At 59.1% G+C, this 7,680-nt stretch carries 8 protein-coding genes; all 8 read left to right on the forward strand.

Going from position 1 to position 7,680, the window contains the following annotated elements; translation table 11 throughout:
* The first annotated feature begins 12 nt into the window (after positions 1-12).
* The 8 genes from ccoO to MLC59_RS08705 all read left to right on the forward strand — a co-directional run bounded on the left by ccoO (position 13) and on the right by MLC59_RS08705 (position 7,310).
* Entirely contained in the window at positions 13-621 is a 609-nt protein-coding gene (gene ccoO, locus MLC59_RS08670; protein ID WP_248233406.1) for a cytochrome-c oxidase, cbb3-type subunit II, read from the forward strand.
* 5 nt (positions 622-626) lie between these two features.
* Positions 627-812, forward strand: coding sequence for a cbb3-type cytochrome oxidase subunit 3 (locus MLC59_RS08675; protein ID WP_248233407.1), 186 nt, complete (start codon positions 627-629; stop codon positions 810-812).
* Complete coding sequence (gene ccoP / locus MLC59_RS08680; protein WP_248233409.1) at positions 809-1,702, forward strand: cytochrome-c oxidase, cbb3-type subunit III; 894 nt, start codon at positions 809-811, stop codon at positions 1,700-1,702. Before MLC59_RS08675 ends, ccoP begins: the two co-directional genes overlap by 4 nt.
* 146 nt (positions 1,703-1,848) lie before the next feature.
* Positions 1,849-3,294: a cytochrome c oxidase accessory protein CcoG gene (ccoG, locus tag MLC59_RS08685; RefSeq protein WP_248233411.1), complete on the forward strand. Its 1,446-nt coding sequence runs from the start codon at positions 1,849-1,851 to the stop codon at positions 3,292-3,294.
* Between the two features lie 56 nt (positions 3,295-3,350).
* On the forward strand, positions 3,351-3,890 hold the full coding sequence (locus MLC59_RS08690; protein WP_248233414.1) for a FixH family protein: 540 nt from the start codon (positions 3,351-3,353) through the stop codon (positions 3,888-3,890).
* The gene (locus tag MLC59_RS08695; RefSeq protein WP_345799759.1) at positions 3,883-6,357 is read left to right on the forward strand and encodes a heavy metal translocating P-type ATPase; all 2,475 of its coding nucleotides are present in this window, start codon (positions 3,883-3,885) and stop codon (positions 6,355-6,357) included. The genes MLC59_RS08690 and MLC59_RS08695 overlap by 8 nt, the downstream gene beginning before the upstream one ends.
* Positions 6,358-6,376: 19 nt before the next feature.
* On the forward strand, positions 6,377-6,628 hold the full coding sequence (ccoS, locus tag MLC59_RS08700; protein WP_248233416.1) for a cbb3-type cytochrome oxidase assembly protein CcoS: 252 nt from the start codon (positions 6,377-6,379) through the stop codon (positions 6,626-6,628).
* Position 6,629: 1 nt separating this feature from the next.
* On the forward strand, positions 6,630-7,310 hold the full coding sequence (locus MLC59_RS08705) for a sulfite exporter TauE/SafE family protein (protein WP_248233419.1): 681 nt from the start codon (positions 6,630-6,632) through the stop codon (positions 7,308-7,310).
* Positions 7,311-7,680: the final 370 nt, after the last annotated feature.

Here is a 7,680-nt window from a genome sequence, read left to right on the forward strand (position 1 = left end):
GCCTTTACCAAAATGAAACACGAAATTGTAGAGAAAAACCTCGGCCTGATGTCGGTACTGATCCTGTTGGTGATCAGTACCGGGTTCCTGGTTGAAGTGCTCCCGTTGTTCTTTATCGAAGAAACCAACGAGCCAGTGGCCGGTCTTGAACCACTGGATCCGTTGGAGCTGGAAGGTCGCGATATCTATATCCGGGAGGGCTGCCACGTTTGCCATACCCAGATGATCCGGCCTTTCCGCGCCGAAACCGAGCGTTACGGCCATTACTCCGTTGCGGGCGAGTTCGTTTACGAGCGCCCGTTCCTGTGGGGCTCCAAGCGCACCGGCCCGGACCTGGCCCGTGTGGGTGGTCGTTACTCCGACGCCTGGCAGCGTATGCACCTGTTCGACCCGCGTAGCGTTGTACCCGAGTCCAACATGCCGGCATTCCCATGGTTGTTCGAGGACAAGGTTGACCACACCAAGACCGCCCAGAAGATGAAGACACTGCAGACCCTGGGCGTACCTTATAGCGATGAGCAGATCGATGGCGCAGCGGAAGACGTCCGCGGTCAGTTCGAAATTGACGCGCTGGTGGCCTACCTGCAGCAGCTGGGCACCGTGATCTCTGAGAAACGGTAAGTTCTATGGACATCAATGACTTCAGGGGCATACAGACCATTCTGGTCATGGTTGCCTTCTTCGGCATCGTCTGGTGGGCATACAGCTCGCACCGGAAGAAGAAGAACGATGAAGCGGCCCACCTGCCCTTTGATGACGACGAGATTGCCGAGCGCACTTTGAAACAGGACAAAACGGAGAAAAAGCAATGAGTACCTTCTGGAGCATCTGGATCAGTGTGATCGTGCTCGGTACCATTTTTGGCTGCTGGTGGCTGCTGTTTGCCACCCGCAAGAGCCAGACCACCGACACTGAAACCGAAAAGACCATGGGCCACTCCTTCGACGGTATCGAGGAGTATGACAACCCGCTGCCCAAGTGGTGGTTCTACCTGTTCGCGGGTACCTGCGTCTTTTCCCTGATCTACCTGGCACTCTACCCGGGTCTGGGTAACTGGGAAGGCCTGCTGGGCTGGACCCAGGAAAAGCAGTGGGAAGAGGAAGTGCAGCAGGCCGAGGCCCGCTACGGCGAAATCTACGCCCAGTATGGCAGCACGCCGATTCCCGAACTGGCGGGTAACGAGGATGCCATGGAAATGGGCCAGCGATTGTTTGCCAACAACTGTGCCGTATGTCATGGCTCAGCTGGTCGTGGCTCAGTCGGCTTCCCCAACCTGACCGACGACGCCTGGCTATACGGTGGCGACCCGGACACGATCCTGCAAACACTGCACAACGGTCGTCAGGGCAACATGCCTGCCAAGGGCACCATGCCCAACATGACCGCTGAGCAGGTAGACCAGGTGGTAAACTATGTACTGGATTTCAGCGGACGCGCGCAGGATGAAGCAGCCGCAGAAGCCGGCGCCGAAGTGTACGCCCAGGCCTGCGTGGCCTGTCACGGCGCTGACGGTACCGGTAACCAGGCACTGGGTGCGCCCGACCTGACGGACAACGTGTGGCTCTACGGCAGCACCTATGACTGGATCGAAGAGACCGTTCTCTATGGTCGTCAGAACGTCATGCCGGCCCAGGGCGGCCGTCTGAGCGAAGACCAGATCCACATTCTGGCAGGTTACGTGTACAGCCTGTCCAACGACTGACAAGTAATAACCAGGCGCTGCTGATTGCGGCGCCCGGTCTTTTCAACCCTGGGCCTGCCCAGCGGACCCAGGCTTGAAAAGATCGCCAGGCCGAAGTGTCTTACCATTCTGGCATTACGCTGGCCTGTCACCATCAGGAGGTAATGATGAGCAGTCAGATTCCGGTCCAGCAGATTGACCCGAACACTGACGGCCCCTCCGACAAAAACAACAAGAAAAAGCCGGAAACCGTCGAACTCTACGCCAGCCGCAAGAAAATCTATGTGCGGGAAATCAAGGGCCTGTTCCAGCGTATCCGCTTCTTCAGTCTCATGGCCCTGATGGGCATGTACTTCCTGTTCGTATGGATAACAGTGGACGGCGAACCACTGATTCATTTCGACTTGCCGGCCCGGGAATTCCACCTTTACGGCCTCACTTTCTTCCCGCAGGACTTCTTCCTGCTGGCGGCCATGCTGATTATCTGTGCCTTCGGCCTGTTCTTCATAACCACCCTGTTTGGCCGGGTGTGGTGCGGCTATACCTGCCCGCAAACGGTATGGACCTTCATCTTCATGTGGGTTGAGGAACGCATCGAGGGCAGCCACACCAAGCGGATGAGACTGGACAAGGCGCCCAACTCGCCCGAAAAAATGATCCGGAAATCTGCAAAGCATGTGGCCTGGCTGCTGATCGCACTGGCCACGGGCATTACCTTTGTGGGTTATTTCTATCCGATCCGGGAACTGCTGGCGGACTTGTTCACACTTGGCGCGAATGGCTGGGCCTATTTCTGGGTGGGCTTCTTCACCGTGGCCACCTACCTGAACGCAGGCTGGATGCGTGAGCAGGTTTGCCTCTATATGTGCCCCTACGCCCGTTTCCAGTCGGTCATGTTCGATCGCAATACCCGTGTGGTTTCCTACGACCCCAACCGGGGTGAACCCCGGGGTAGCCGCAAGAAAACAGCAAACCCCGAGGAGCTGGGACTTGGTGACTGCATTGACTGCGGGCTTTGCGTGCAAGTCTGCCCTACCGGCATCGATATCCGTGATGGTCTCCAGTATGAATGTATCGGCTGTGCGCTGTGTATCGATGCCTGTGACAGTGTCATGGACAAGATGGAATACCCCAGGGGGTTGATCCGTTACACCACCGAGAATGAGCTGGAAGGTCGACCATCCAAGCTGCTACGCCCCCGCACGTTCGGATACGGGGCATTGCTGATGCTCATGATCGGGGCAGTCATTGTTACAATAGCAACCCGTGTGCCAGTGGAACTGGATGTCATCCGTGACCGAGGCGCCTTGTTCAGCTTTAACGGCAACGGCTGGATCGAGAACACCTATACGCTCAAGATCAACAATATGGCGGAAGTGCCCAGGGAGTTCCGCATCAATGTTGAGGGCATTCAGTCTGCCCGCCTGTTGCGTGGTGACCAGCCGGTCCTGGTGGAAGCCGGGGACCTTCGTTCTGTGCCGGTCGTCGTAGAGGCTGACCCGGAGGAACTGGACGATATCAATACATCGATTACGTTCCGCATACAGGCCACCGACGCCGGCGATATCACGGATGAAACTGACAGCCGTTTTGTTGGTCCAAGGCCCCGCTAAACCCTTACTGCCAGCCCACTGCGGTGGGCTGCACTGACCCTTTCAAAGAGCCTGACATGTCTGAGACCGCTAATTTCGAAGAGTACGAAGCATCACGCCCCTGGTTCCGGCAACCCTGGTTCTGGTTCCTGGTGTTGTTCCCGGCGGCATCCATTACCTACTGTATCGTGGCCATCACCCTTTCCATGACCACCTATACCTCCATGGTTGTCGACGACTATTCCAAGGAAGGCCTTGGTATTAACCAGTCCATGGCGCGTGATGCCCTCGCCGCCGAGCTTGGCCTGGAGGCCCGTATCCAGCAGACCGGCCGTAGCCTGGACGTCACACTTCTCAGTGACAAAACCGGCTCAGAGGTCGCGCCAGACTACCTGGTACTCCAGTTGTTCCACCCCACCATGGGAGACCATGACCGGGTGATTCAGCTCAATGCCACCGGCAACGGGCATTACCGCGGCCAGGTAGCTGGCAAGATCGATGGCCGGTGGTACCTGGATATCAGCGGACCCTCGGCTGACTGGCGCATCAAGGGTGAAGGCCACTTCCCGGCCGATTCCGGCATCGTGATGCGGCCCAACGATCCAGAACGTGGCTGAGACACTTCCCTGTTTCCATTGCAGTGAGCCAGTAAGGCCCGACCAGGCGATCGTGCCCGACCCGGACCAACCGGAGCGGGCCTTTTGCTGTCATGGCTGCCGTGCCGTATTCGAGACGATTCATAACGAAGGGCTCGACAGCTTCTACCAGTTCCGCACCGCCCCTGCGGTAACGCCTCGCACCCTCTCACAGGCCGACATCGAACGGATCCGGGAGCTGGATCACCCGGTTGCCCAGGAGGCCTTTGTTGCGCCAGTCAAGGGTGGCCAGGAAGCGCAGCTGCTGATCGGTGGCATCACATGTGCCGCCTGTATCTGGCTGCTTGAGCGACACCTCACCGCCCTCCCCGGGGTACTGTCCTTTACGGTCAATCATTCGACCCAGCGCGCCAGGCTGGTCTGGTCGTCGGAAGAGACCCGGCTCAGCGACCTGCTGATCGCTATCCATGAGCTCGGATACACGGCATCGCCATACCATGCGGACGAAGCGGAACTGACGCTGAAGGCGGAGAATCGTACGGCAATCATACGCCTGCTCGTCGCCGGCATCGGCACCATGCAGAGCATGATGCTTGCGGTCCCCCTGTACTTCGAAATGATCGGTGACGTTACCCCTGAATTCACCCAGATGTTTCGCTGGTTCAGCCTGCTGGTTGCGACACCGGTCGTGCTCTACAGCGCGCGGCCTTTTTTCAGCAATGCCATTCGGGATGTTCGAACCAGGCACCTGACCATGGACGTGCCCGTCGCCATAGCTATCGGCCTGGCTTACACAGCCAGCGCCTGGGTGACTTTTTTCGGGGGCGACGAGGTGTACTTCGAGTCCGTCTGCATGTTCACGTTTTTCCTGTCCCTCGGACGATTCATCGAGGCCAGGGCCCGATATCGGGCGGGTCTCACCGGGGCAGCCCTGGGCAGCTACCAGCCCCGGGTTGCCACCGTGTTGCGAGGAGAAGAATCAGAGGTTGTCGCGGCCCACCAACTCCGGGCCGGGGATCGTATTCGCGTCAAGCCTGGTGAAACGCTGGCAGTGGATGGCGTTATCCTCGCAGGCCATTCAACGCTCAATGAAGCAGCCCTGACGGGTGAATACCTGCCCGAGTCCCATAGTGCAGGAGATGAAGTGTTTGCCGGAAGTATCAACGGCGAAGGTCCGCTGGAGGTCGAAGTCCTGCGAACCGGCAGCCGCACCCGGCTTTCAGGGATCCTCCGTATACTCGACCGGGTCCAGTCTGAAAAGCCTCGCATTGCCCGCATGGCTGACAGGATTGCCGGTGTGTTCGTCAGCCGTGTCCTCATCATCGCTCCCCTGGTCTGGTTCGGATGGTGGCTCGCCGGTGCCGATAACGCCTTCGACATAACACTGTCCGTGTTGGTGGTAACCTGCCCATGCGCATTGTCCCTGGCCACACCCACTGCCCTTACAAGCGCTACCCTCGCGCTTCGAAGAATGGGGTTTCTGCCCACAAGGGGCCACACCCTTGAAACCCTCGGTGACATCGACACGGTAGTCTTTGACAAGACCGGCACATTGACCGAAGGACGGCTGCACCTGCTGGACGTTTTACAACTGGGGGACCTGTCCAGCGGACAGCTCCTCGCTATCGCTGCAGGCCTTGAGCAGCACTCTGAGCACCCCATTGCGGAAGTATTCCGTACTACACGCCCAGCCCCGGTAGCGGACGTAAAGAATCACCTGGGCCAGGGCCTGACCGGCACCTGGAGCGGCAAGCCCGTGGTGATCGGCCACCGCGCGTTCATTGAGTCCTCCACGGACACCAGGGTGATTCCGCCAGATGATAGCCAGGGCATTGACCTTTGGCTGGCCGTTGATGGAATCGTGCAGGCAAGGCTGATGATCGATGATCGTGTTCGTGATGACGCCGCGGATACGATACGGACACTGCAGGCCAGGGATATCCGGACGATCATGCTCAGCGGCGATCGCTCAAACCACGTCACCCGCGTGGCCAGGGAGCTGGGTATTGATGAGGCCGTTGGTGGGGCCGCTCCTGAAGATAAACTGAAACACCTGCAGGCACTTTCTGAACAGGGCCGCAAGATCATGATGGTGGGGGATGGCCTTAATGACCTTCCTTCCATGGCGGGCGCCTCAGTCTCGGTTGCCATGGGGTCAGCCACTGACCTGACTCAGCTGAAGGCCGACGGTATCCTGCTCGGTGGACAGCTGAACCTGCTGGTCAGAGCCATTGACGCCAGCCGGGAGACCCGGCGTATTATCCGACAGAACATGATGTGGGCCCTGGGCTACAATTTGCTGGCATTACCCCTGGCCGCAGCCGGCCTTGTGCCGCCCTGGCTGGCTGCCATCGGCATGTCCCTGAGCTCACTGGTGGTTGTTCTCAACGCCCTCAGGCTCGGCCGCGAAACCCAAACGCGCCCGGTGCAGCCGCCTGAGAAGCCAAAAATGACGTCCCGGGGGCAGAAAGAAGCTCCCACAAGCTGAGAAACAAGGTGAGACTGCTGTGAACATTCTGCTGATACTGATCCCCATCACACTGATACTGGTGACAATCGGGGTACTGGTATTCAACTGGGCCGTGAAAAGCGGTCAATATGACGACCTGGAAGGGCCTGCTCACCGCATCCTTTACGACGATGACCGGGATATGATTCCCGATGATGCCAAACAGCCCCACCAGAGAGACGATTCGCCTTCCGGTGCCAGCACTGACAAGGCACAACCCGGAAACGACAAGCGGAACCGCGGAGCCTGACTTGCAAGACCTGGCCCTGAGTTACCCCGCAGCATTTGTCATCGGGTTGTTGGGCAGTACCCACTGCCTTGGCATGTGCGGCGGCATCAGTGCATCACTGTCCATGGCGCTGCCTGTGGGAAAGGGCTTTCGGTTACGCCAGGCGCTCATGCTATTGGCCTTCAACGGTGCTCGAATTGCCTCCTATGTTCTGATCGCCACACTGATCGCCTGGCTGAGTGTAAGCGCCACCAGCGCCTGGAGTGCCCTGGGTCCGGTACTGCGCACCCTGGCTGGTCTACTGTTGATCCTGATGGGGCTATCCATGGGGCAGTGGTGGAACGGTATCCGCCACGTAGAACGCGTGGGAGGGCCTGTTTGGCGCCGGCTTCAGCCACTGACCAGCAAGCTTCTGCCCGTCCATAACCCTGGCCAGGCGCTCTTGCTAGGAGGGCTCTGGGGCTGGTTACCCTGCGGGCTCGTGTACAGCACGCTGGGCTGGGCAGCCTTGCAGCCAACGACGACGGCCGCCGCCGGTACCATGCTGTTCTTCGGGCTGGGCACGCTGCCTTCCATGTTGGGAACAGGGCTCGCGGCCACCTGGATTCAGGGACTGCGCAGTAACCGTTGGTTCCGTCAGATTGCGGGCGCTTCAATGATTGGCTTCGGGTTATGGACGTTGCCGTGGATGGCCCTGGTTTGAAACCGCTTTGATGGTAGGAGGAGCCCTGGTGCTGTGAAGTGTCGGGGCTTTTTTGTGGTGTTTTGACTGACGGTGCAGTCCCGGCCAGTGCTTCGCACTGGGATGACCTGCATTGCTTAGGCGTGTTGCATGGGGCTGTATGGGACATCGGAGGTGCCTGGTACAGGCAGCCCTCTGGGCTGCGACGATTCCCGGCCCTACGCGAGACGCTCCGGGCGTTCGTCCCTGGCAACGCTGCGCGTCGCCTGCCCTGCGGGCACCGGGCCTCACACTCCCGTAGGTCATCGTCAGGCTCTTAATCCCATAAAAAAACCCCGGCAGCTTTCGCTGTCGGGGTTTTGGGATTAAGAGCCTGACGATGACCTACTCT

Origin of the sequence: Marinobacter bryozoorum (genome assembly GCF_023156245.1) — a bacterium.
Classification (GTDB): Bacteria; Pseudomonadota; Gammaproteobacteria; order Pseudomonadales; family Oleiphilaceae; genus Marinobacter; species Marinobacter bryozoorum.

Bases quoted from the DNA above. Each gene is read 5' to 3' on its own strand.
- ccoG (WP_248233411.1), top strand. From the start codon at position 1,849: ATGAGCAGTCAGATTCCGGTCCAGCAGATTGACCCGAACACTGACGGC.
- MLC59_RS08675 (WP_248233407.1), top strand. From the start codon at position 627: ATGGACATCAATGACTTCAGGGGCATACAGACCATTCTGGTCATGGTT.
- ccoO (WP_248233406.1), top strand. From the start codon at position 13: ATGAAACACGAAATTGTAGAGAAAAACCTCGGCCTGATGTCGGTACTG.
- ccoP (WP_248233409.1), top strand. From the start codon at position 809: ATGAGTACCTTCTGGAGCATCTGGATCAGTGTGATCGTGCTCGGTACC.
- MLC59_RS08690 (WP_248233414.1), top strand. From the start codon at position 3,351: ATGTCTGAGACCGCTAATTTCGAAGAGTACGAAGCATCACGCCCCTGG.